We start from the raw sequence: 23654 nt of genomic DNA on the forward strand, positions 1-23654 counted from the left end.
GTGCTTTATTTTCAAGAAAAAAATGAATTGCCGCGGTCTTCTTCGCTCAAGAAACGAAATAAAATATTCGTTTGTTGCCCAAAATAAGAAGACCTGGCCAGTTGGCGTAATGTGCCAACTACTGGGCATTACACGGTATGGCTATTACAGTTATCAGCACCGCCAAAGAAATAAACCAGATGATCTTGCGCATCAAGAAACTCTCGAATGGGTAAAGAAAATAGCTGAAGCCAGCCAGTATTGCTATGGAAGCCGCAGGATGAAGAATGCTTTAAATGCATTGGGTTATCCAGTAGGTCGAAGACGAACTCAAAATTTAATGAAAGAGGCGCAAGTTTTTGTTCGCTATCGCAAGAAATGTAAAGTGACAACAAATAGCAATCATAAACAACCGGTTTATGAAAATGTTTTAAATAGACAGTTTGACGTTAAAGAGGCAAATAAAACTTACGTATCCGATATTACTTATGTCTGGACTCAGGAAGGCTGGCTTTATTTAGCGGTTATTATGGGTTTATTTTCAAGAAAAATAGTGGGTTGGAGTATGGGTTCCAGAATGAAAGCAACATTAGTCTGTGATGCTCTGAATAGGGCTATTTGGCAGCAAAAGCCATCAGCAGGACTCGTTGTTGATTCAGACAGAGGAACTCAAGTGCGACATGAGGTTGCTTAGAAGAGTTGTCCTACTAATTAGATAGGACTATTTGTGCTACCAAATAAATCTAGGGTTCTGAATAAAGAGCGAACCTGACAATGTAGCGAAAGGCGAATGCCTGGGTTAAAAGCCGCGAGGCGAACAACCTTCTGCTAGCTATAAGCGGATAAGCGCTAGATAGTTGGTAGGGTAAAGATATCTGAATTTGTATACAGGTCGTTACTCTGAACAAGTGAAATATAAAGGTCGACCGATAGTCATGCTGGTAAAGGATACGTGAGAAAGCAAATGCCTTGCTGTAATGGCTTCGTCAATTGAACTCAGTCTAGCTCAAAGTTAAGTTGACGATGCCGAAAAGGAGCTTGAATTTATTCCATTAGAGGCTCTTGATGCTGTTTTTTATAATGTTGTTGCTTCTCAAAAAATCACTTTGAATCTGAGTTGAACCTCCCTTGTGTATTTATTTATGGCCATTAATCACTAAGTATTTTAATAATCAAAGAGGGCTACATACATACCAAGACTATTAGGAAATTAACGCTTTACCATAACAAGTTAATTATTATTGATAACTAATACCCCCACGGCTTTTGTATTTTAATTAAAGAATAAATACCGTTTATGAAAGAAAAAATTGCACAAAATTTATAATGTTACAATAAAGTCATTAACATAAAAGGAGATTTCTATGAGTGGCTTTTATCGGGTGGTTGTTTCGGGTAATGCTGAATATGAGGAGGCCTATTGCCATGGAACCTATGAAACGAAAGCGAATTATGTTTTTGAAAAACTTACCTTTCTAAAATCCATAAGAACACTGGCCTCAGTTCACAAGAGAAATTCTCATATCGATTACATGGCGTGTAGCCCTTTAGAAGAGCACGAAACTCTTGTTCGATTTTTATACTCACTATTTCATGGTTTACAACAGCAAAAATAATGTTATTGCTAAAGGTGAATTTAAATCTAGTTCTCTTAAATTCACGCGGAAAGAAGTAGACCAAAATATGATTAGGGGTTCCGTGGAAGAAGTGACAAAAGTATGCGTTTCAAAAAATATTGATTGATATCAAAAAGTTATAATGACTCCTTGTAAGGAAAATATTTAACCAAATCATTTGTTGATGGTGTTATTTAAAATAAAATTATAGAAGAATTTACTGCAAATAGTTGAAACGAACACTTTTGTCACTTCTTCCACAGAACCCCTATTACTGCGATTTTAATTTAATTACTGTAACTAGAACTTAGTTGCGATGGGTCTTCATAGGTAATTGCCAACCTTTCTGCAATCTTGCAGAAAGGTCAGAATTCATTCCATTGATTGTCGCACCCCAACTTCTTTTGACAAAACAATGAGTTATTTTCAAAATTCTTTAGCGTTTTTGCGTCAGAGCGCAAGTTCCGGAGCGCTAGGCCTAGTATAGCTCTCGGGGAATCAAGGACGGCTAACGCAAAAACCTTCGGATGCTGTCAGCGATTTCTTGCACATGGGTTTCGAGCGCAAAGTGTCCTGTTTCAAAAAACTCTACTTTCGCATTAGGATTATCACGTTTGAATGCTTCAGCACCTGGAGGAAGAAAAAAGGGATCGTTTTTACCCCATACAGCTAAAAATCTCGGTTGATATGTGCGGAAATAGTTCTGAAACTCAGGATAGAGGGCAACATTCGATTTATAATCACCGAACAAGTCCAACTGAACTTCATCAGCACCTTTTCGCCCCATATAATAGTTGTCGAGCGAATACCCATCTGGAGAAATTATCGAAACATCATTGGTCCCGTGTGTGTATTGCCAAAGTGTTGTCTCTGGAGTTAAGAAAGCGCGTAATGCTTCCCGATTAGCATTTGATGCCTCTTTCCAATATGCCTGGATTGGCCTCCAGCCATCACTTAATCCTTCTTCGTAGGCATTCCCATTTTGAGAAATAATAGCCTTAATACGCTCTGGATGTTTGAGTGCAATACGTAAGCCAGTTGGTGCCCCATAGTCAAATATATATACCGCGAATTGATTGAAAGCAATGATCTCTGTGAATTTATCGATCACATTCGCAATGTTATCGAATGTGTACTTGAATTCAGAACGAGGTGGCATATCTGTCCTGCCAAAACCCGGTAGATCGGGCGCCACAATATGGAATTGATCAGAAAGAATAGGGATCAAGTTCCTGAACATATGGCTCGAAGTCGGAAATCCGTGAAGCAAAAGTAAATTAGGTAGCCCCACCTTTCCCGCTTCTCGGTAAAATATATTGAAGCCATCAACCGTTGCATTCTTGAAGCGAACGCTATTCATTCTATTTCTCCCTCAGCTAATCGACTTTTAGTCCGTTTATATGTCTTATAACTAATATAAAATGTAAATGCCCCTGTTGAATAAATCAAATCCATGAGCTACTTCGTATCAGGCTATCGAGGTTCGGTTGAGATCCTGGCGGAAAGGACCGTTTTCTGTTTATTTTTAGTTTAAGTTCTATTTTCCATACAAAATGGTAAGTAAAATAGGTAAGTGGATACTTTTATTGCTACGAATGGTAAAAAAATACTTTTTGTAAGGAGAGCTTTCTATAATCTTGCAGAAAGCTCACAGATCATCTTTAGGGCTGTGTTGCAAAAAATATCATAAACGCAAAAATCTGAATTTCAGGCGCAGGTCAGCAATATAATCCAAATTGCTCATTAATAAATGAGATTTCATTACGATTTCCGTACATCCAGATATTAAACTGCCCCTTTTTAAACATTCGCATGACTTCAAAACCCTTGATAGTTGCATAGGCGATTTTCATGGAATGGAATCCTCTCACAGGATTAATAAGTCGCTTGAGCTTGCCATGATCTGCTTCAAGCCGGTTATTACGATATTTTATCTGTGAATGGCATAAGTGAGAAGCCAGTTTTCCTTCCCGTTTTAGCTCCTTAATTGCCTGACCATAAATGGTATTGCGTCGGTGAGATAGGTAGAAATCAATCGTATTCCCTCGCTCATCAATTGCACGGTATAGGTATTTCCATTCTCCTTTTACCCTGATGTAAATTTCATCCAGGTGCCATCTGTTGGAATAACGCCTTTTATACCATTCCAGCCGTTTCTTCAATTCTGGCGCATAGTGCTGAACCCAGCGATACACAGTAGTGTGAGCTATTTCTAACCCGCGTTCCTTCATCATTTCTTCTAGATCACGATAGCTGATTCCATATTTACAGTACCAGCGTACGCATTGCATAATCACTTCGCCATGAAAATGGCGCCATTTGAAATCCCTTGGTTGGTATTTATCCATATCTTACCCCCAGCATTAATTAGGTAAGTATAGGAAAGTTAATTTTTTGCAACGCAGCCAAATCTAGCCTAATGAAAGGTAATTACCTATTTCGGCAGTAACTTCATTATTTTCATCTAGCCACCCCATCCTCTTCATTACCTCCTGACTACGTTTTCCACTACCTTGTTCTGACAGTCCTCTGGCATGTTGAACTAACTCCCTTAATGACTTGTTCTCATCCACATTGCTGCGGGCAAAAAATGAATATATACCACACCAGGAGGCTTTGTCAGCGTCCCACTGTAGCTCATATTCTTTGAGAAAACGGCTTTTTAATTCAGCCGATTCGTTGTTTAGTTTTTCTGCTAATTGCCTGTGATTTTCTGCTGTTAATCGTTGCTTTTCTGCACATAGGTAGCCAACAGCATCTGCTGATTTTTCATATCCTTGGGATGCTTTCCTAATTTCTTCCATCTGGGGTTCTGATAAATCAAGTAGATATTGAGAAGGACAGCTAGAAAGCAGGCGTTGGACTACAGCAAGATTTTCTAAAGAAATGGCCATCACTATCAACGGAACGAAGGTGTCTTGCGGAATTGAGGTTAAACCATCTAAATTCTTATTGAAATAAATAAGACCTTTTTCTCTTGCCTGAGCAAGGGCCTGCTTAAGAAAATCATCATCATTAAGGGCTGCGGTTAAATCTTGCTCTAGCAGCCTGCAATATTCAAAAGTAGAAGTTTGAGTAGTGTCGCTGTTTGGATCGTTATTGCTCATTTCAGTTATTGCAACAGCAACACCATTTGCAAGATGCCCTAATCCTCTGATTGGAGAAGAGGAATAGCTTGACTCACCTCCCGACTTTAAGAGCCCAAGGTTTGGCACCAAGGGCCAACCTGATCCTGAAAAATCGGAGACAACGTCCCAAAATATATAACGAATTAATGGAGGTTCAGAGGAGCCATTGACCGGTAGTTCAAGTAAAAAATGCTGGCTATCATCAGTGTATTGAATAATAGATATTGGTAACTGAAAAGTGAAGGCAATTGCATATTCACTAACAATTTGTCTTAACATCTTTCGTGCAAATATTGGATCACGCAGTTGTTCTCTTAAAACCCTTAGATTCGGGGGATTGCCAACAACTCTGTCGCGAAGACCTTTTGGGTTATAGATGACAAGAGACTCTTCTTCACAAAGACTTTGTAGCTGTTTGGTAACTAGCACATTTATTGTAGCATCAGGCTTCCCCTCCTCTTGAGCAACCATTGGAATCATTTCAAATTGTTGTGTTTTTAACCCCAATTCAGTGATGAAATCCAGTATAGCTTTTTCAGCACCGATGCGATCATCCCAAACACCTTTAACTTTATTCGGAAGGAAAAAACATTGATCGGTATCTTTGATCTTCCAGACATGTTTTTCAGAACCACTAGCAAGATATTCAAAATCTGATTTTTTGTAAGTTTGACCCTTTAATTGGAAGTTAATTGCTGTATTTGGACTCTGAAAGCGTTTAAACCATTCTCGCATGACTAATCCTAAATGATAATAATGAGCGCCCCATTTTATCATTTAGATGAAATATAATTCTGTTTGAATTTCTTATAGTCACTATATGTATTTTTAATATAAATCCAATGCGGCTTCTTGCATTACACTAGGGCTAACTTAAATTAATTGTATCTATCTGGTAGAGGTCAAAACTGAAAATAGATAGGCAGATGATCAGTAGCATACGAAGAAAAAAACCAGAAATGATCTAATATTAAACTAGTAGATTGTATTTTGGGCTGCGTTGCAAAAAATTAACTTTCCTATACTTACCTAATTAATGCTGGGGGTAAGATATGGATAAATACCAACCAAGGGATTTCAAATGGCGCCATTTTCATGGCGAAGTGATTATGCAATGCGTACGCTGGTACTGTAAATATGGAATCAGCTATCGTGATCTAGAAGAAATGATGTCGGAGGTGCTTTGCTTGAGCGCGGTCGCATATTTGATCATTTCATCATATTGTTGGATGATTAGTTCCCAGTTGATAAAAATTGAGTATTTTCATTTGATTAAAAGAAATAATCTTTAGAAAAAGAAAACCTTTTATTACCATTAAGCTCTATACGAGTAAATTCTATACAGCGTCTATTGGCAATGCATTTCCAATTTTGCTGATTATTAACATATTGATTTTTTTTAGTTTGAAATACAGATTGAGTAAATGATGCTATATTTTTAGACATCACTTCCGTTCGCGCGGAATTAAAAATAAAAACCTCTATATTATCCTCTCTCATATGTGAACCTAATAGCTGGCTATGTTCATAGGTATTTTTGTCTGAAATATATTTAGTGTATTCATCAAAAGGCTTAACTGTTAGATCTATTCCCCTATTACTGACTATAAAAGCAGTAAATGCTGTCATAGAAATTTCAACATAACCTAGATCGGCACTTGTATCTTCAAAAAATTTTAATCTGTAATAAGCTACCTCAGTAAAAGCTGTTTCAAGCTGTAAAGAGCCGTACCAAAGAGAGGGCTCGTAAGTACTGCCAAATCGAGAGCCGTATTTTAAAGGAGGGTATCGAAATGGAGTAAATATTAAATAATTTTTTTCTTTTTCAATTAATGGCTTAGATTCCTCCATTAATTCTTCTAGTAAATCATGTTCTTCTATTGAGTCAACTAAATCACGAGAGCTTAAAACATGCTGATCTTCTACTACTCTCCATGGTTCAGCAGTTATTTTACTGATGAATTGTTTTCCATCACGCAACCCCCATATATTCATAACTTTCCACGCATTGCATCTATATAATTCACTACCTCGACTAAGCCAGTAACAGTTTTTAACTGATCAATCGGTTTTTGTTTAAAATATTTATTGTCACTATTTAACCATAATTTTGCTTTTTCATGATTATTTCCAATTAATGAATTTAATCCTCTATAAACTCTTAAAAGCAGTAATGCTATTTCTCCCTCTTTAGTCGCTGGCGATATCCATGCTTTACCTTGATTTAATCGTGTTACCGTAGATTCACTAACTCCGATAATGCTGTGTAAATCCTTACCGGTTAAACCATAAAAATCAGCCAATTTTAAAATAGCCTTAGTTAAAACCAGCTCTTTTTGATGATCAATTTTTAAGGAAGATTTCATAAGGCACCCCTTTCTCTTAAATTTCAATTGAAATTATAGCTCATGAAAGTTGCATCTGCAAAAAGAGATTCTTTTATAAATCCTTAAAGCTAAAAAACGGGCCCTCTATTAACTTCCCTAGCCTCGTTCCTAATTTGATGCAAACTTAAGGGGTAATGGGGTTTGAAGTCCTCACGACTGAAAACGTACGCTAAGGTAAAAACCGGTGCCATTTAAATTCAATGCGACTCATTAACGCGCATTTTGATTTATCAAACATTGTTATTGAGCTCATTTTTATATTTTTTAATTCATTATAAATCATTTGGTTACCGCTTAGCGTACGTTTTCAGTCGTGAGGACTTCAAACCCCAATATTTGATCTTGATTATTAATAAATCATCATGTTAATTAATTTAGCTTTAGCCAGCGCATATTATTTATAAACCAGAATTTACTTCACAATATAAATAGCCCCCTTCCCTCTTCTTTGAATTACAATGCTCAATGACTCCTTGTTAGAGCAGTGATAATGTCTCTCTCGCGGTTGGCGCCTTAGGGTTTCTTTGTTCAAGTTCATTCGATATACGAATGTTTAAGTTATTTACAAAGGCATAACGATTTGAGAACGAAGAGGATGAGGTTCCTATCTTTAGGTCGTTTCGCATCCAGAAGCCTGAAGCAGTCTTTTCCGATCGCAAAATTCCATATTTGTGAAGTATATGGGTGTATTGCTCATCCACTCTTTTCAACATTTCGCCTAAACCTGGTTTCATAATCAATTGATTTAATAGCGCAGGTTGGTATTTATTGAGACTGTGAATTAATTGATCGAAGATTTTTAATGTAAACAAGGATTGTTTTAAACCATCCTGTAGACCTTCTTGCAGACCGATAACCTCATTGATAAAAACTTCCAGCAGGTTAAACTCTCTTCCCCTGCGATCTTGAGAAAGCTTTTTCAAATCCCCGTTCAATTCCAGAAGTCCTTTACTCCACTCTTCGTTTTTGCTTTCCAGAGCTTTTAATACCAGAATAAGATTTTTTGACAGGCTGTACTTTTCATCTAGTTTATTAAATTTAAACATGGGTGCGTAATGGTGGAAGGGGCGCTTTCTATCTATTGCATCCATGAGTTCAAGATAAATGAGTTGACGATTAACGTCATAATATTTATCGGCAGCGTTGAATAAGGCATCTTCATCTTTATATACTTCATCCAAATCCATAATCACATCATTATCAGCTAGGAAGTAAGCAATTTTGTTTGGATATCGAGGATTAATTCGGACTGTCCGCCCAACTTTTTGCGAATGATCTCCTACATTGCTTCCTTTATTTTTGGCATATAAACCCCAGACAACATCCGGATCGTCGTAACCTGTACCGAGCATATCCACAACAACCAGAATGGCAGATGTTTCCAGACTTTTTCTCTTGAACTGCTCAATCCACTTTTCATAGTCTTTAATCTGAGAGTGTATCGCTTGAGCCAACTTAGGTTTTTTCTTCTGCTCTGCATCACCCGACGCAGCCTTTTCGCGTTCAGCCTGCTCCTGATTAATAGCTGCAGCTAATTGTTTCGCCTCCTCAATGCTGCTGGTATAAATAATCCCTTTATAGTAAACAAGCGGCTTGCCCATTGGATGAATATGGTCCCAAATAGATTTGACGATTTGCTCATGCTTCTTATGATTCATTTCTTTATTAAACGAATAAGAGACACGATCAATAATTAAAGGCGCTGTCTTACCTGCTTTACGCGAATCGGCTCGCGTAAACACAAAAAGCGGCTGGATGTCGTTGCCAGGAGTTGCTGAAAAGCCTAAGACAGACATACCACTCTGCATCAAATGCAGCGCTTTCTTTTTATAGAGATGAAATTCATCCAAGATTACCAGACGTGGTTTACGATGTTTTTCTAGACACTCGACTTTTTCCGCTAGCACTTTGGAATAACTAGCGTCACAAAAAATAAAAACACTCGCCTTCTCCCTTAAAGGATTATTAGTATTAATAAAATCTGCAGTGACCGCATTTTCCCGGCTATGCACCGTAATCACATTTTTTTCTTCAATTGCAGAAGCTTTCCCCAATATTTTAAGAGTTCTGATGAACTCCACGTAGTATTGGTTGGCTAATTGGACCGTTGGAACAATGATGTGAATAACCGCGTCTGAATCCTGCATTATCAGAAAATTGGCCAGCAGAATCCCTAATAAAGTTTTACCACCACCAGTATTAAGTCTTACAACACTATGAAACTCCTGTGATTTACTGACGGCTCGTAATGCGTCTGCCTGATAAGGGTAGAGATATTCAACGATCTCTTTGAGTTGCAAATAGTCAGCTAATTTATCAGTGGGGATAAGTTCGTTAAGTTTGCAACCAGTCCAAAATTGAGCAATAAACGAGCTGTTGCAGGCATTTGCACCTCTTTTCAGTTTTTGTTTCGCTTCAACAGGGCCATGTTGCTCCGGCTCAACTTCTTGTGATTCTTTTAAGTCTGTATCCTCATCAGGTAGGTCCCGTTGATTATTGGACTGGAAAATAATATCGCGATAATCGTAATTCGTGATCTGAAGGCGTTTCCTTTTAGCCATATTCAGACAGCGTTGAATTTCTTCTTTTAAATGACCAAGACTACTCAGCATCCACTGTGCATGCTCTTCCTTTACTCCATCCGGAACAAAACTCACCTCATCAATTTCTTGAATATCTTCAATTAAGCCTCGCGCAAAAGATTTCGCAGCATTTTTATTCCGTTTTGCCCGGAGCAAGCTGATTGATTCTGTAGGCGGCAGATGCAAGAGGCGTTTGGGTAATTCGATATTATCTGCTTGAGTCTTGCTGTAAGCATCAAAAAGGGCAAAATCAATAACCATTTGAAAATAAAAATCTTGCATACAATAGCCTGAATAGATTGATGGATATCCAAGGACAAATACATCTTCTGCAGACATTAACTTCAAAACCTTGGCTGTTTGCTCAAAATCCACAACAAATAATTTATAACAATAATCTGGCTCAACGTAATAATAAGGCTTGTTTGATAAGGTTTGCATGCCACACATCAACGCTTGCTCATTATCTCGAGCCTTCATAAGGGACGCAGTGGTCTCTTCCCAGTTATTAATGGGTGTAAACTCAGTGGCAGCCTGAATCAGGGTTATATTGTCATCCAGATAAATACAATCTTTAAGTCTCCATGCATAAGACAGGATAAAGGCAGTTAGCCGGCGAGCCTGGATATCCTCGGGGTGATAAGTTCCATGGGTCGCTGACTCTAAAGAATCGGTTATTAAAAACTCTACATTCTCATTATAATTATTCTCATGAAGCTCCTTGTACTCATCGGCTCCCACCACTACTAATAGGCGCTGCCTTGCGCCAAGTATTGTAGGATCAGGAATCATTGCCTGTTCTTTACGACCGGCAAAGATAAAAGTAACTGTTTCATCGTTGGATGGCAGGCTATCTTTAAGGGTCGAAAGCCTAAATTTTGACTTTCCTATAGCTATTTCATGAGTTGTTCTTTCTAAGCCTTTTGGTTGGCGGCAGGACAGGAGTATTTGAAAGTTAAACTTACTGATGTAATAGGTATTCCTTTTTGAGCCAACGGAGAAAAAAGGCGTTTTGGGAATAGCTTTGTATTCTCGGGAATATTTCCCACTAATCAGGGCATTTTTTTTCCAGGGTTCTTTTCCAGTAATTGATGTTTGTTCAGATTTTTTACGACGCTTTGTAGTTGACGATAAGGGCTCTTCTAAATTCGTTGCATTTCCTAACCGTTTCAGTGATTGTTCTTGAGACTCTTTTCCTTTGTAATTTGCCGTTTGATTTTTTGAAGCAAACGCAGCGGTCACTGGCGAAACAATCAGTTTGACTTGAGTTTCAGAATTTTTTGGTAGTTCTCGGAGAAAAGTAACATATTGAGTGTAGCCCCCTTGTTGTGCACCTTTAATAATAGAATTAATATTCGCTCCTGAACTTCTCAAATACTCCGAATAGTGGAGATTTCCACCCTTAGCAGCATTTAAGGCCATTAAATCAATATCAGCTCCTTTTGCTCTCAGTAATTCTGCATATTCACGATATCCGGTGAAGGCAGCATGATCTGCCAGACGCTGCAATTTAATAGGTGGGTTTTGTGTGCGTAAAAATTCCGCGTACTCCCAAAACCCGCCCCTTATAGCGCCCATAGCCATCATTGCTCTATCAGCTCCCTGCTGTCTCAACTTCTCAGCATAGGCCCGCCGTCCACCAGTCGAAGCTCCTATCGCAATTCCATTTGGGTTTGCACCAAGGCCCTGTAATTTTTCTGCATAGGCATAGTTTCCACCTTCTGCAGCAGCAGGTGCAATCCATGTAACAGCTGCACCTTCAGAACGGAGAAATTCAGCATATTTTAAATGCCCCCCTTCCACAGCACCTCTAGCAATATGATTAATATTGGCACCTTTTCGACGCAGGCGCTCTGCAAAATACAAGTTACCGCTCAGGGCTACTGCTTCTGCCACTTGGTTGATATCAGCTCCATCATTAATCCATTGCTCAATCTTATCAAGATACCCTCCAACCGCCAGACCTCGAGCAAGGTTATTACTTTGCCCTCCTTCACGATTTATTTCTTCAGCGTATTCGTGGAAACCGGTAGCAGCGGTATTAAATGTAAGAAAACCGATAGATAATAAATTTTTGCTGTAGAGTGATTTTACAAATTCCAGGTGCTGACCTCGTAAAGCGCCTCGCGCAACAGCACGAATATCAGCCCCTTGCAAATTAAGCTTTGAGGTCAATTCCCAGTCAGCTTGAGCCGCCGCTCCCTCTGCTAGGGAAGAAATACTCGCACCCTCAGCCTGTAAAAGCTGCCTATAAGAGGGTTTTAAGTGCTCCGCTGCTCCAATCGCAATTATATTGATATCAGCTTCGTAATCTCGTCGCAGCAATTCGCAGAAATTGATATTTCCCGCTCGCGCAGCACCTCTGCCTATTAAATCAACATTCGCCCCAAAACTTATTAGCAAATTAACTGCAGCTTGTTCATTTTCAAAGGCCAATAATTCTGCTGGAGTTAAATCGCTACCTACTTTTCGCACATCCACACTAATGAACGGAGAAGATAGCAACTTTTTTAATTCTTCCTTTTTCCCTTCCTTGGCAAGATTGTAGATGGTGTCGAAATAATTGATGAGGGATTTCCATTTTAGAACCATAAACCAATAACCGGCTTCTTCTGCTCCTTCTACTACAGATTTAAGGGATGCGCCTTGCTCAATTAATGTACCCGCATAGTCGAAATGACCACCGCGTGCAGCCCCTTTGGCAATATCGTCAATGTTTGCACCCTCGAGACGATACGATTCTGCTTCTGAAATAAATCCGCCGTTAGCAGCCCCTTTTGCAATAGAATCGAGACTTGCACCTTTTGGCCTTAAATAGTCAATATATATCCAATCACCAAAGGATGCCGCTGCCTCAGCCATGCGATTGATGTCTGCAGATTTCACTAACATCTCTTCTGCGATATCGTAATTTTTGCCTTGAATAGCACCTATTGCTATTAAATTTATATCAGCACCTTGATTTTGCATGGAAAGTGCATAACGAGGATTATGACCCTGGGCGGCTCCCTGAGCAGCGTACCTGATATCAGCATTTTTGAAAATCATCAACCAATTCGTTAATGCTCCATTTCCTGCACGAGCTGCTCCTCGGATAGCCAAATTCTTGTCGGCTCCCAGGAGCAATAATAAATTAAGTTCCGATTGTCTTCCCTCAAAGGCCAAAAGTTCCGCCACACTAATATTTTCTGATTTTTTAAATACATCGATACTGACATGCTGTTCTTTGACATAAGCTATAAGCTCGTCTTTTTTTTTCGTAATAGCAAGCGCGTAGATTGTTTCAAAATAGTTCATAATAAACCTTTAACTGTTACTTTCAGAGCGGATTAACTGTGTTCAACATTGTATTATTAGCTTGCACATACTTCGATTAGCCATGGTAAAAAATGGAGACTCTTCTAAGCTATTTGAAGATTTAAAGCTGAGGGAAATACTTCGGTTGATTTGATTAAGCTCATCTTGATTTGGTTGAAAATTATTTATTGTTTATAGTCCAATAGTTAGTTTTAAACCAAACGTAATAGTTTTGAAATATAAGCCTATTTTCAACTGCTTTAAGTTCAAACTGGTAAATTTCATAAAATTCTTAGCTAAGCAATAAGAAAGAAAAATGGTGAACTTTACCACAATATGATCTTTAAAACATATAGGAGTCGATTCAGAAAACGGAACAAATCGCAGGCTAAACCGGTTGTAGCGGTCTAAACTTGCCAGCACCGATATTGGAGCTGCTGCGCTAGAGGTAATCGCCGATCAGGTTGATGGGCTTCCTGCCGTGCGGCGACAGGTACTTCAACAGCGCATTATTCGGCTCTATCGAAAATTTTTTGGATAATTGAGGCTAGACATATCGTAAAACTGTTTCCAAACAGAGGAGTCTCCCGTATTGTTCATCTGTCCTTTTTTAAGCATTCGATGCAGCTCAATTCCCGCAATTGTTGCTTCGGCCGATTCAAATGATTTAAAACCAAGGGTAAATTTGGTGATATTTTTAATACCACGGTGGTCTTGCTCCACCATATTATTCATATATTTTATTCGCCTTACTTCAATGAGCAAATGCCACAATCCATAGATAAACAGCAGATTGTTAATACGTTCCAGTGCTGCTGTATTGGAGCCCGATTTATCAATATTAACCTTTAGCGGCAACCCACTAGAGCCAATTGCCTTTTTGAAAAACTTCAATACAGCAGGACGATCCCGGGTTTCTGAAAGCATAAAATCAATAGTGTTTACTTCTTTATCTACCACACGATAAAGGTAAACCCATTTTCCATTAACTTTGATGTACGTTTCATCCATTCTCCAGCTGCCGCCAACGGCTTTCTTTCTTTTTCTGAATGACTCCTCTAATTGCGGTGCATAATGAATAACCCATTTTTGAACTGTCGAGTGATCTACATCAGCACCTCACTCCTCCATTAATTCTTCAATATTTCGGTAGCTCAGTGGATAAGCAAGCTTCCATCTCACCGCCATCAATATGAGATCATTGGGAAAGTGACGTCCTTTAAATATGAGCATTATTCAACCACTCAGTTGCTTTGGAGCGGCAGTATAATTTGGATTGTCTATTTTCGACAGAACCGCTCTATCTTCATAGTATGTTCATTGCCAGTTTGGGCTGGATATGCGTTAAAACCCTTTCCGCTAGAATCCCGGCCGACCCTCTCTTTGCCAGAAGCCTGATCCTGATAAATATCGTCCTTTAAAACGCCTGCCTGAACAAGCGCATCTATTTGCAAATCCAGAGATTAGGATCCATCTGTTTTTGAAACTCGCGCATAACCCACTAGGGCACCGTCAAGTTAACTAAAATGCCCACAAATATAACGATTAGAGCATTTTGTTCATATATTGTTAATAAATATTTCTTATAATGATTATTAATTAAACAAATGTGAGATTGATATGATAAATAACGACGAAATATTAGCAACGATTGCCACGGATCTCGCTACAGAAGAGAGAATTTCAATCAGTAAAATGCTTGAGTTAATCAGTTCTGCTGAAGATCCTGAGAGTGTGGTGCAAGAATTGGATACGATTGAAGGTGGTTTATTGCATCTTCTTATTTCAAAATATGATGACCTTGATATGCTTCTTGCCTTCCTTGCAGTCTATTCAAAGAGTATTAATCCCAATCAAGTAGAGAACGGAGAGACTGTTTTACATAGGCTGGCTAAAGATGATCAGCTGGAATTAACAACAATATTACTCTCAGGTGAACTTGAGTTTGCTGAGAAGCCTAATTTATATATTGTTGATGATCAAGGGAGTGTACCGGATGCATTAGCAGGTGTTAATACGGCACCCATTTTTAAACAGGCGCTGAAAAATGACTTTGTTGAGCGTGTTGTTTTGGTTCAATCATGGGCACCTGATTCGATTTTCAATTATCTTATGGACACCAATCAGTTTGATATTCTCGATTTTGAAACCCCGAAAAACTCTGTTGTTAACGCATTAGCAGAAAAAGATGGCCTGATATCTAAGGATGGTACCATTGGTGGTCATCTGGATTTTGTCAATAATCTCTATTCTGATGATTTTGTTGACAGACCTCATACTCATTGGACATGGAATACGCTTTGCCAAGCAAATATTGGCGGCTCCTGGGAAGATGCCCCGGTTGCAGTGTTAGAACCTCTAAGTAGTTTTAATAATGTTGAAGGAATTGCACCCTATGACACCACGATCATGGGTCCCCATCGTCTCAGTGATCAAGCTATTATTTTAGTACCCCAGGCTGACGTCCAACGAGTTACAGCCCGCCTTAAAGAAAATGGAACTTTCGCAGGACAAATTAAAGGTTATGCTGCGAATCTATCCTTACGGGATGCTGTCAGAGCAGAGATAAGCGCTAGCTATCCTCAGGCAGCAAAACTTGTAAATAGCAATGGCCGTGAGATATCCCAGGTTGTCATTAATAAAGGAGGTAATAATGCCGCGGCTAATGGCTATAATTATATAAATGGCTATTTTAATACAGTTTCCATGGAAATTAATGGCACCGTTAAACCATTGATGACCGGTGCGAGTAATGCAAGCCTCCCTGCTTATAGAGAATATGGTCAGGGAAAACATGTCGGTATGCATAATGGTTCAGTAAGTGATATAGAAAAAAATCCTATCTTTAAAGTACTTAAAGAAGTATCAAAAGAACCTAATAAGATTTCCACAAATTTAACTCATTTTATTGGCAAAGAAGGTGCTAGAGATGTTAATGAACTTTGTTCAGTAAAAGCCTACAGCAGTTATCAAGCACTGCATGCTTATGACCAAAGCACTGGAGCACATGATTTTGCTGAGTATTTACTTAAGAAAGCAATAATTGCCGACTTTAGAGCCTATCATCAGCAAAATAATAATCCTCAACCGCTGAAGACTGAGCAACTTAGAGCAATGGTCGATGAGAGTTATGGCGCATTAAAAGCTGCCTTAAACAACATAACGACTGCTACACCCGATTTAACTGCATATCGAGCTATCCTTGCAGAAACCCATACCAAGGTTTTAACTCCGCCAAAAATTATGGAGAAAAGCGTCAAGTTTAGTATCTGGTCACAGGAACCTTCTCAATTATCTAGCGAGCTCGCAAAGGATATAGACGCTGATAATGCAGGAGCCGTTGAGAATGATGGTGTTGTTAACCCTTTAGATAATAACGTTAAAGTTAATATGTAAACTATTAACCTAACACCCTAACATTAAGGAGGAATCTGCCAACAAAATGCAGCTTCCTCATCTCTCACTTATAGCTTCCTAGGAACTTTGTGCTCAAAAGTCTCAGAGGTTTCGCCGTCTAATTTATTGCCCGATTCAATCTGCCTTTTTGCGCTTGAGTAAAAAAAGTCCATTCTACTCATTTTCAACTTTACGTCCGTCTAATGTGTCTTCTGAACATAAAAATTAGAATATTCGTCATATTTCGCATCAAGCACTTTATCCAGGGTTTTAGGTGTTTTCAAACCATCCAAAATCGCTTGAGGAAGGTTGTTTGGAAGTACTATTAAATCAAAATTTAATAGTAACGAGGCTTTCAGGTTAATTAGTAATAACTGAGTAATCGCTAACACTATGCTGCGGAGTCTTTCATTGCAATGAGACCGGCGATCCATTTTTGATATAGATCTTCATTTTTTACGCCATTCTTTGCCCTTATATCTTCAAAAGCCTTGAGGATCGAATTAATTAATTGCTCTTTATTATCCTTGCGCATCAAATTACTGATATAAACTTCATAAACCTTATCGGACGCTGCACTTATAATTGCTTTGGTATAGGTATTAATTACGCCTCGATCAATAGCTTCTATGGACTTGCTATGAATTGTAGACTGAACAATAGGACTAGTTTTTACTTTGGCTTTTTCATCCTCAACTTCTTTTTCTACACTATTATTTGCTGCAAAAAAAGAATTTCTCGCTGGTAGATAGCATGCAAAAGAAGAATGAGGCTTTTCTGTATAACGTTTTGAATTATCATGATTTTTGTTTAATTTAGCATGTAATTCAGCTGTAGCATCTGAATATGCCCTACCCCCTAACTCTATTATTAAATCAACAACGAGATGATTTGGCAAATCCCTCTGTCTGCCGCAAGGGCAAGGAAAAAACCAGCGGCAAAAATAAACAGGTCTCTATGGCCAATCCCGAGTATTCTTTTGGCCGACCTCGACCACCAGTTTTCTCTGGCCTCCATACTTTAATCGCGTCGTCTGTAAACCATATCGTAATATCACCGCGTTTTCTCCGCGCTTTCGAAACGTAGTATCAACCTGGAATTGAGCAATCTTGCCCAAGCCTTAACCCCGGGAAGCCATGTCATTGTTTATTCTACAGGACTTAAGGTTTACGGAAAATCCGAATGGCACCAGGAGAAGCATGCGGCCAAAGCAAGAAGGACATGGCGCAAACTCCATATAGCCGTTGATGAAAAACATCAAATTATTGCCTGGGACATCACACCCAACTCAACAGGTGATACGACAGGTGATACGACAGGTGCTTATGATTTGCTCGCCCAGGTTGAGCATGAGTTCAAGGTGGTTATGGGAGATGGCGCTTATGACAGCTTTGAGCTTAATGAGGTCATCTTGAAGAAGCCGCCTGACGCAAAGATCGTCATTCCTCCTCCATCAATTGCTGTGATTAGTCAGGAAGAGAACACTCAGTGCGATGAGCATATTCGTCGTTTGCAGGTGGCCGGGCGTATGGCATGGCAAAAACAAAACAATTATGGTCTTCGAAGCCATGTAGAGCTAGCCATTTTACGTTACAAAAAAATCATTGGCACGGACATGAAAGCAAGAGTACTACCGCAGCAAAAAACAGAAGGCGGGATTGCTACGCGTGTTTTAAACCGTATGACTTCTCTCGGCATGCCAACTTCTGTAAAAGTGAAATAACAATGGGCTAATTGAATGGAATTGAATTTAGTCTAACTTTGATTTATGCAACAACGCCAAAAAAAACTGTGGCCTTCGTCAAAAAGGTCAATATTGATAAATCGGGCTCCAATACAGCAGCCTTAGAGTGTATTAATAGCTTGCTACTTATTCATGGATTGTGGCTTTGACTCATTGAAGTCAGGCGAACAAAATATATGAACAATAGGATTAAGTAACACCGTGGTATTAAAAATATCACTAAATATACGCTTGGCTTTAAATCATCTGAGGGGGAAGCTATACTTACCCGCAGAGCACCTCTAATGGTGTAGAGTCCTTAATTCCCTTTTGGGACTTTAATTAAAGGAATTAATTAATGTTGCCCACTATTAAAAGAGTTTCTACCTATAGTAGAAGTAGTGCTCAAAATAAAATTATGGTTCTTGCTTCTAAAGGTTATGAATTAATTGGCTCACTTCCACCTAATTTATCGGTTGAGGCAAATTTAAAATTAGCCGTGTTCCTGTTTAAAAAAGAGGATCGTTTCTATCAGTGTAAAGGGAAGTTTTTATTTTTGGACTGCCCAATTTCAGAAATAGAACTCTGTTTTGATGAGCAACTAAAACCTCTCGCCCATAAACCATTTTCTTCAATTTTCACTGCTAGCTATATTTTTGTTCTTTTAAAATTTCAAGAAACATATGGGCTATTTTTAATGAGGGAAAATGCTGATGTTTCGGGGCATGATTTTTTGGCGGGAGATTGGAAAGAGGGGACTATTGGAGGTGAGCTTTATTTTGAAGAAGGAATGCCTCTACTAATCGCACCCAAATCTGGTAGTTTTCGTGTTTCTCCAGATAAAGCTCTAACCGCATTAAAAATAGTTTTAGGGTCTGAGGCTGAAAAAATTTTTTATTCTTGTGTGGAAAAAGAGGAAGTGAAAATAGAGCTAGAATGTCGTAAAAATGATTATAGCCAAAGCAAATTTTTAACTCATACAGCTTTTTTTACACCTTCTCTGCCTGAAGGTAGGAAAGACAAAGATAAAGATAAAGATAAAGATAAAGATAAAGATAAAATATATTGCTGTGCCCTTTCTTAGATCATCTCACTATCAGAATAACATTCTATAAATTCTTTCTAACTTAAGAGCAGGGAGCTATATCAACTAAGCCCAACACTGAGGCCACAAAAAAGTAATTGATGGTTTGAATGGACATAAAGAAACTATTGAGAATAGCAAATCTATCCTATACGGCCTGGGACTAAAGATTGCCGCTTTTGCCGACATCAGAGGAAAAGTGCCGATACAGGCTGTTATAGGAACTTTTTAGGATGACTAACAACAAAAATATACAATTCGACGAATCGCGTGACATTACGCCTACTGGCAGAATTTCTAGTGATAATGCCCTGTCGATTTTCCTCGAAAGAGATAATAAGCATAGAGTGTGTACGCAAGAAGAATTGGAAGCATAATGACGACACCAATTAAAATAAATTTAAGCGTTGAGTCAGGGGCCGCGGCTTCCCAAACCGTCACCTGATGCGGAATTAAATAAGGATAAACACTGATCGCAATACCTATATAAGCACAAAAAAATACAACGATACTGTAGATGAATGGCTTGTATTCACTTGTTGAATCTAAGTTTTTCCAAACTTGATAAAGTGCAACTGCGGAAAGCACGGGTAGCGGACTCAATAAAAACACGTTAGGAACACTATACCAACGATGAAAAATTTCATCACTATGTAAAGGGGTCCAAATACTAACAAAAATCAAGAATAAACCAACTAATACTAACAATCCTCGTGCATGATGAATCATTGTACGCTGCAACCTTCCAGTGCTTTTGATAACCATCCAAGTTGAACCTAAAAGAGCATACCCGCAGATCAAAGCAATCCCGGTACACAGACTAAAAGGAGTTAGCCAGTTAAGATTATTAATAGTCATTGAAGATTCATTGATAGAAAAACCCTGAACAAAAGCCCCTAAAATAACTCCCTGAAAGAATGTTGCGGCAACCGAGCTGATTGCAAAAGTCCAATTCCAGATTGCTTTTGATCTCTTTGCTTTAAAACGAAACTCAAAACTGACGCCGCGAAATATTAAAGCAATCAGCATAAGCATGATTGGCATATAAAGAATAGGTAATAGCAAACCATACACTTTAGGAAATGCACCATAAAGCATTGCTCCGCCAAAAACGAGCCATGTCTCATTACCATCCCAAACAGGGGCAATGGAATTCATCATCGTATCACGGTCTTTTTCATTCGAAGTAAAAGGAAAGAGAATACCAATACCTAAATCAAAACCATCGAGAATGACATACATTATAATAATAAACCCAAGAAGCACGGCAAAAATAAGTGGCAACATTATTTTTTCTCCTCAGGAATGTCAGTCATGTATTGAAATGCATGATGCTCTATTTCTTCTTCTGTTAATGTTTCTGGCCCATGGGCAATTAGCTTGAGTAAATAATAGAGATAAAAACCAAAAACAACCCCATAAGCAAGAATAAGCAAGGTAAAGGAAATCATCACCTCTTCATAACCTATTGAGGATACTGCATCCTTTGTTTTTAAAAGATTATAAACGACCCAGGGTTGTCGGCCAATTTCAGCGGTTAACCATCCAGCAATACTGGCAATAAATCCTAATGGAGCCATTGCAAGACACCACCGATGAAACCAGCGATGTTTAAAAAGAGTGCCTTTTAAATGCAGTATAACCCCTACTATGGCAGTAAATAACATCAAAATTCCAATACCTACCATAATGCGGAATGAGAAAAATACAGGGAGCATGCGCGGTTGCTCAGCCGGAGGAACTGAACTCAAACCTATAAGCTCGCCATTCCAATCATGTGTGTTAATAAGGCTTGCAAGTTTTGGCACCGCGATTTCATAAAAGTTTTTTTGTTGTTCTTGTGATGGAATAGCAAATAACACCAAGGGTGCTCCTTTTTGTGTCTGCCATGCTCCTTCCATTGCCGCTGTTTTTAAAGGCTGGTAATGATACACATTAATACCAACTACATCGCCTACACCTATTTGTAATGGAACTAAAATCAGTGCCGCCCATAAACTAAACGTCAAACATCTTTTGGCAATCGCATCACACTTTTCTTTTAACAAATAATACCCAGAAACAGCCATAATGACAAAACATGTGGTCACATAAGAGGCCAGTAGCATGTGAATAAAACGCGGAATAAAACTGGGATTAAATACGACGCCCCACCAGCTATCAACAATATATTTCCCCTCAACCAATTGATACCCGCTAGGAGTTTGCATCCATGAATTCGCCGACATAATCCAGAATGCAGATATTGTTGTTCCAATAGTTACCAGAAGCGTGGCAATAAAATGAAGTGTTGGCGGCACTCTTTTCCAACCAAAGAGCATCACTCCTAAAAATCCAGCCTCGAGAAAAAAGGCAGTCAAGGTTTCATAAGCAAACAACGCACCTAAGACGTTTCCAAACAGCATGATGAAGGGGCCAAAATTAGTGCCAATTTGATAAGCTAAAACAATTCCAGATACGACCCCCATTCCAAAAGTCAAAGCGAAAATCTTAGTCCAAAGCTTGCAAATTTCGAGATAAATTGGATTTTTTGTTTTCAACCAGATTGCTTCCATAATCACTAGAAAAATTGCAAGACCCAGATTTAATGTGGGAAACAAGATATGAAAACCAATACTAAAACCAAATTGAATGCGAGACAGAATTTCTACAAGCATAAAGACCCCTACTCCGTGTATTCATCTTTAAATTCTAGCATAGTTGCTCTCACAGAAGGGCAGCGTCAATTTAACGATGGGCTAAACTGTCTTTAGTTTACTTGGGACGAAGCCCAAAAGATATCGCTATCCATTAGAGCTGATTAGCATAGCAGTATGGAGTTATCATCGGTTTAATGACAGTTACCGAGATGTATCAGAGCGACTACTGCACCGAGGTATAGAAGTGAGCTATGAAACGATACGTCAATGGTGTATTAAATTTGGCCCTCATTTTAGGGATGTAATTAAGAAGCGCGAGCCAAGCCTCTCTAGTAAATGGCATTTACCAGAAGCCTCTTCGCTATTGCTGTCGGACGATATACCAATTCAGCATCGGTGCAACGGATTCAATTTAAGAAGGCCAAAGATATTTGGCAACTTGCCGCATATCAACTCCTTTGCGCCTAAAATTTGTTAACCGATCTTTCTTGCGTTATCAAAAGTTAAATTGACGGCGCCCTTTGGTGAAATCAGTCCATAGATGATTTTAAGGGCTGTTGAATTAGCCAAATTAGACCCCGACTATGATTTAGCATCAGCCCAACACTTCATCTCAGAGCTAGGGTGGAGAGAATTCTCTGTTTATTTGCTTTATCATTTTCCAAGGCTTGCATCTGAGAATTTTAGAAAAGAATTTGATGGCTTTCACTGGTGAGATGATGAGCCTTAGTTTGCTGGCAAAAAGAACTGACTGGCTACCCGGTCACTACCCCTAATTCAATAAATTACAAATGGTTATAAAACTAAGCGTGGAGGGTGCACAGGCGCAATATGATTGAGCAGTCTTACCGTGGTATTATAAATATCACGAAATATACATTTAGTCTTAGATTAAGAAACTACTGCTGGAATTGAGTTGCATCGAATGCAGAAAAGAGTCGATGGAAAAGGCAGGGCAATATGTCCTCTTGAATTTAAGGTTAAATAAGGCGCCGTCACAAGCTTTTATAAAATTTAGAACCATTAAGCCGGACAACTATGAGTATTTTTCAAAAGATAGCTGCGGCGAAAAAGACAGAGATTGCCGCTCTTAAAAAAAATTCGGTGAGTTTTGCGCGACTTCAGGTAAGCACTAAATCGTTAGCGGCTGTCCTTACTAGCGAGCGCTTACAAATTATTGCTGAAATTAAACGGGGCAGTCCGGGTATGAAGGAAGCTTTTGAGCCTCCGAATTTACCTAAGATTATAGACGCTTACAATAAGTCAGCTGCAGCTATTTCTGTGGTCGTGGAAAGCCAATTTTTTAATGGCCAAATAGAAGATATAAAATTCGTAGCAGATAACTCCCCAAAACCTATCTTGGTTAAAGAGGTTGTATTAGATAAAGTTCAGGTTGATTGGCTGCGGTATAATGGCGCCGATGCTATACTTTTGAATGCCAATCTTCTTTCAAAGCAGCAACTTAAAAAACTATCAGATCATATTATCTCTTATAGAATGGAGCCATTTGTTGAGGTTCATGATATTCGAGAATTTTATACTGCTTTAGAAATAGGAGCGCAAATCATAGCCATTCATAATGTAAATCCCTCAACATGGGAAACTGATAATGGCGCAACTGAATCAATACTTGAAAGTGTAGGTATTGAATATTTAAAAGATAAAGTTCTTGTTTATGCTTCGGGCGTTAAATCATTGAATGATTTGAGCAGAGTTAGTAAATACACGCAATTTAATGCTGTTCTTATAGGTACAGCTTTCATGCAGAATCTCGATTTGGTGCATCGTTTCAACGAAGAATTAACAAATAATATTTAAAAGGG

Annotated in this window: 15 protein-coding genes and 6 pseudogenes; 10 read left to right on the forward strand and 11 right to left on the reverse strand. The window is 38.7% G+C overall.

Going from position 1 to position 23654, the window contains the following annotated elements; all coding sequences use genetic code 11:
* Positions 1 to 19: 19 nt before the first annotated feature.
* Positions 20 to 652 (forward strand): annotated as a pseudogene (locus tag BN1094_RS07585) (IS3 family transposase); the annotation flags it as partial.
* Between the two features lie 691 nt (positions 653 to 1343).
* Positions 1344 to 1595 carry a hypothetical protein gene (locus BN1094_RS07590; protein ID WP_043873853.1) on the forward strand — a complete coding sequence of 84 codons (252 nt, stop codon included), beginning with the start codon at positions 1344 to 1346 and terminating at the stop codon, positions 1593 to 1595.
* A gap of 508 nt (positions 1596 to 2103) precedes the next feature.
* Here the strand turns inward: BN1094_RS07590 and BN1094_RS07595 are convergent.
* The 3 genes from BN1094_RS07595 to BN1094_RS07605 form a co-directional block, all read right to left on the reverse strand.
* On the reverse strand, positions 2104 to 2955 hold the full coding sequence (locus BN1094_RS07595; RefSeq protein WP_043873854.1) for an alpha/beta fold hydrolase: 852 nt from the start codon (positions 2953 to 2955) through the stop codon (positions 2104 to 2106).
* Positions 2956 to 3313: 358 nt separating this feature from the next.
* Positions 3314 to 3943 (reverse strand): IS6 family transposase, encoded by a 630-nt coding sequence (locus BN1094_RS07600; protein ID WP_043873855.1) that lies wholly within the window; start codon positions 3941 to 3943, stop codon positions 3314 to 3316.
* 63 nt (positions 3944 to 4006) lie between these two features.
* Positions 4007 to 5458, reverse strand: a complete 1452-nt coding sequence (locus BN1094_RS07605; RefSeq protein WP_043873856.1) for a hypothetical protein — start codon at positions 5456 to 5458, stop codon at positions 4007 to 4009.
* A 317-nt stretch (positions 5459 to 5775) separates the two neighbouring features.
* Between BN1094_RS07605 and BN1094_RS07610 the strand changes: the two are divergent.
* Positions 5776 to 5901, forward strand: a pseudogene (locus BN1094_RS07610) (IS6 family transposase); the annotation flags it as partial.
* A 94-nt stretch (positions 5902 to 5995) separates the two neighbouring features.
* On the opposite strand, the gene BN1094_RS07615 reads toward BN1094_RS07610, so the two are convergent.
* From BN1094_RS07615 to BN1094_RS07630, 4 genes and pseudogenes are all read right to left on the reverse strand, one after another.
* Complete coding sequence (locus BN1094_RS07615) at positions 5996 to 6718, reverse strand: RES family NAD+ phosphorylase (RefSeq protein ID WP_043873857.1); 723 nt, start codon at positions 6716 to 6718, stop codon at positions 5996 to 5998.
* Positions 6715 to 7089, reverse strand: a complete 375-nt coding sequence (locus BN1094_RS07620) for an antitoxin Xre/MbcA/ParS toxin-binding domain-containing protein (RefSeq protein WP_043873858.1) — start codon at positions 7087 to 7089, stop codon at positions 6715 to 6717. The genes BN1094_RS07615 and BN1094_RS07620 overlap by 4 nt, the downstream gene beginning before the upstream one ends.
* 497 nt (positions 7090 to 7586) lie before the next feature.
* On the reverse strand, positions 7587 to 12989 hold the full coding sequence (locus tag BN1094_RS07625) for a DEAD/DEAH box helicase (RefSeq protein WP_043873859.1): 5403 nt from the start codon (positions 12987 to 12989) through the stop codon (positions 7587 to 7589).
* A gap of 519 nt (positions 12990 to 13508) precedes the next feature.
* A pseudogene (locus BN1094_RS07630) lies at positions 13509 to 14225 on the reverse strand (IS6 family transposase).
* A gap of 384 nt (positions 14226 to 14609) precedes the next feature.
* Here BN1094_RS07630 and BN1094_RS07635 point away from each other — a divergent pair.
* A complete protein-coding gene (locus BN1094_RS07635) occupies positions 14610 to 16385 on the forward strand; it encodes a hypothetical protein (RefSeq protein WP_043873860.1) in 1776 nt (591 codons plus the stop codon).
* 391 nt (positions 16386 to 16776) lie between these two features.
* Here BN1094_RS07635 and BN1094_RS07645 read toward each other — a convergent pair whose 3' ends face one another.
* Together BN1094_RS07645 and BN1094_RS20300 are read right to left on the reverse strand one after the other, a co-directional pair.
* Complete coding sequence (locus tag BN1094_RS07645) at positions 16777 to 17283, reverse strand: hypothetical protein (protein ID WP_043873862.1); 507 nt, start codon at positions 17281 to 17283, stop codon at positions 16777 to 16779.
* Positions 17261 to 17437: a transposase gene (locus BN1094_RS20300; RefSeq protein WP_081935089.1), complete on the reverse strand. Its 177-nt coding sequence runs from the start codon at positions 17435 to 17437 to the stop codon at positions 17261 to 17263. Before BN1094_RS20300 ends, BN1094_RS07645 begins: the two co-directional genes overlap by 23 nt.
* Positions 17438 to 17460: 23 nt before the next feature.
* Here BN1094_RS20300 and BN1094_RS19270 point away from each other — a divergent pair.
* From BN1094_RS19270 to BN1094_RS07655, 3 genes and pseudogenes are all read left to right on the forward strand, one after another.
* Positions 17461 to 18108, forward strand: a pseudogene (locus BN1094_RS19270) (IS5 family transposase); the annotation flags it as partial.
* 11 nt (positions 18109 to 18119) lie between these two features.
* A complete protein-coding gene (locus BN1094_RS19800; RefSeq protein ID WP_176695276.1) occupies positions 18120 to 18278 on the forward strand; it encodes a hypothetical protein in 159 nt (52 codons plus the stop codon).
* A 188-nt stretch (positions 18279 to 18466) separates the two neighbouring features.
* Positions 18467 to 19192, forward strand: a complete 726-nt coding sequence (locus BN1094_RS07655; RefSeq protein ID WP_043873863.1) for a hypothetical protein — start codon at positions 18467 to 18469, stop codon at positions 19190 to 19192.
* Between the two features lie 297 nt (positions 19193 to 19489).
* Here the strand turns inward: BN1094_RS07655 and cydB are convergent, their stop codons facing one another.
* Together cydB and BN1094_RS07665 are read right to left on the reverse strand one after the other, a co-directional pair.
* A complete protein-coding gene (gene cydB, locus BN1094_RS07660) occupies positions 19490 to 20479 on the reverse strand; it encodes a cytochrome d ubiquinol oxidase subunit II (RefSeq protein ID WP_043873864.1) in 990 nt (329 codons plus the stop codon).
* Entirely contained in the window at positions 20479 to 21849 is a 1371-nt protein-coding gene (locus tag BN1094_RS07665; protein WP_043873865.1) for a cytochrome ubiquinol oxidase subunit I, read from the reverse strand. The genes cydB and BN1094_RS07665 overlap by 1 nt, the downstream gene beginning before the upstream one ends.
* Positions 21850 to 21988: 139 nt before the next feature.
* On the opposite strand from BN1094_RS07665, the pseudogene BN1094_RS20110 reads away from it, so the two are divergent.
* The 3 genes and pseudogenes from BN1094_RS20110 to BN1094_RS07670 form a co-directional block, all read left to right on the forward strand.
* Positions 21989 to 22183 (forward strand): annotated as a pseudogene (locus BN1094_RS20110) (IS6 family transposase); the annotation flags it as partial.
* Between the two features lie 165 nt (positions 22184 to 22348).
* Positions 22349 to 22543 (forward strand): annotated as a pseudogene (locus tag BN1094_RS19520) (deoxyribodipyrimidine photo-lyase); the annotation flags it as partial.
* Between the two features lie 326 nt (positions 22544 to 22869).
* Complete coding sequence (locus BN1094_RS07670) at positions 22870 to 23649, forward strand: indole-3-glycerol phosphate synthase TrpC (protein ID WP_043873866.1); 780 nt, start codon at positions 22870 to 22872, stop codon at positions 23647 to 23649.
* The last annotated feature ends 5 nt before the right edge of the window (positions 23650 to 23654 follow it).

The sequence above is a fragment of the Legionella massiliensis genome (assembly GCF_000756815.1).
GTDB classification, from domain to species: Bacteria; Pseudomonadota; Gammaproteobacteria; order Legionellales; family Legionellaceae; genus Tatlockia; species Tatlockia massiliensis.

What these genes read in the sequence shown, in the direction of transcription:
- BN1094_RS07590 (WP_043873853.1), top strand. Translation starts at nt 1,344, where the DNA reads ATGAGTGGCTTTTATCGGGTGGTTGTTTCGGGTAATGCTGAATATGAG.
- BN1094_RS07595 (WP_043873854.1), bottom strand. Translation starts at nt 2,955, where the DNA reads ATGAATAGCGTTCGCTTCAAGAATGCAACGGTTGATGGCTTCAATATA.
- BN1094_RS07600 (WP_043873855.1), bottom strand. Translation starts at nt 3,943, where the DNA reads ATGGATAAATACCAACCAAGGGATTTCAAATGGCGCCATTTTCATGGC.
- BN1094_RS07605 (WP_043873856.1), bottom strand. Translation starts at nt 5,458, where the DNA reads ATGCGAGAATGGTTTAAACGCTTTCAGAGTCCAAATACAGCAATTAAC.
- BN1094_RS07615 (WP_043873857.1), bottom strand. Translation starts at nt 6,718, where the DNA reads ATGAATATATGGGGGTTGCGTGATGGAAAACAATTCATCAGTAAAATA.
- BN1094_RS07620 (WP_043873858.1), bottom strand. Translation starts at nt 7,089, where the DNA reads ATGAAATCTTCCTTAAAAATTGATCATCAAAAAGAGCTGGTTTTAACT.
- BN1094_RS07625 (WP_043873859.1), bottom strand. Translation starts at nt 12,989, where the DNA reads ATGAACTATTTTGAAACAATCTACGCGCTTGCTATTACGAAAAAAAAA.
- BN1094_RS07635 (WP_043873860.1), top strand. Translation starts at nt 14,610, where the DNA reads ATGATAAATAACGACGAAATATTAGCAACGATTGCCACGGATCTCGCT.
- BN1094_RS07655 (WP_043873863.1), top strand. Translation starts at nt 18,467, where the DNA reads ATGTTGCCCACTATTAAAAGAGTTTCTACCTATAGTAGAAGTAGTGCT.
- cydB (WP_043873864.1), bottom strand. Translation starts at nt 20,479, where the DNA reads ATGTTGCCACTTATTTTTGCCGTGCTTCTTGGGTTTATTATTATAATG.
- BN1094_RS07665 (WP_043873865.1), bottom strand. Translation starts at nt 21,849, where the DNA reads ATGCTTGTAGAAATTCTGTCTCGCATTCAATTTGGTTTTAGTATTGGT.
- BN1094_RS07670 (WP_043873866.1), top strand. Translation starts at nt 22,870, where the DNA reads ATGAGTATTTTTCAAAAGATAGCTGCGGCGAAAAAGACAGAGATTGCC.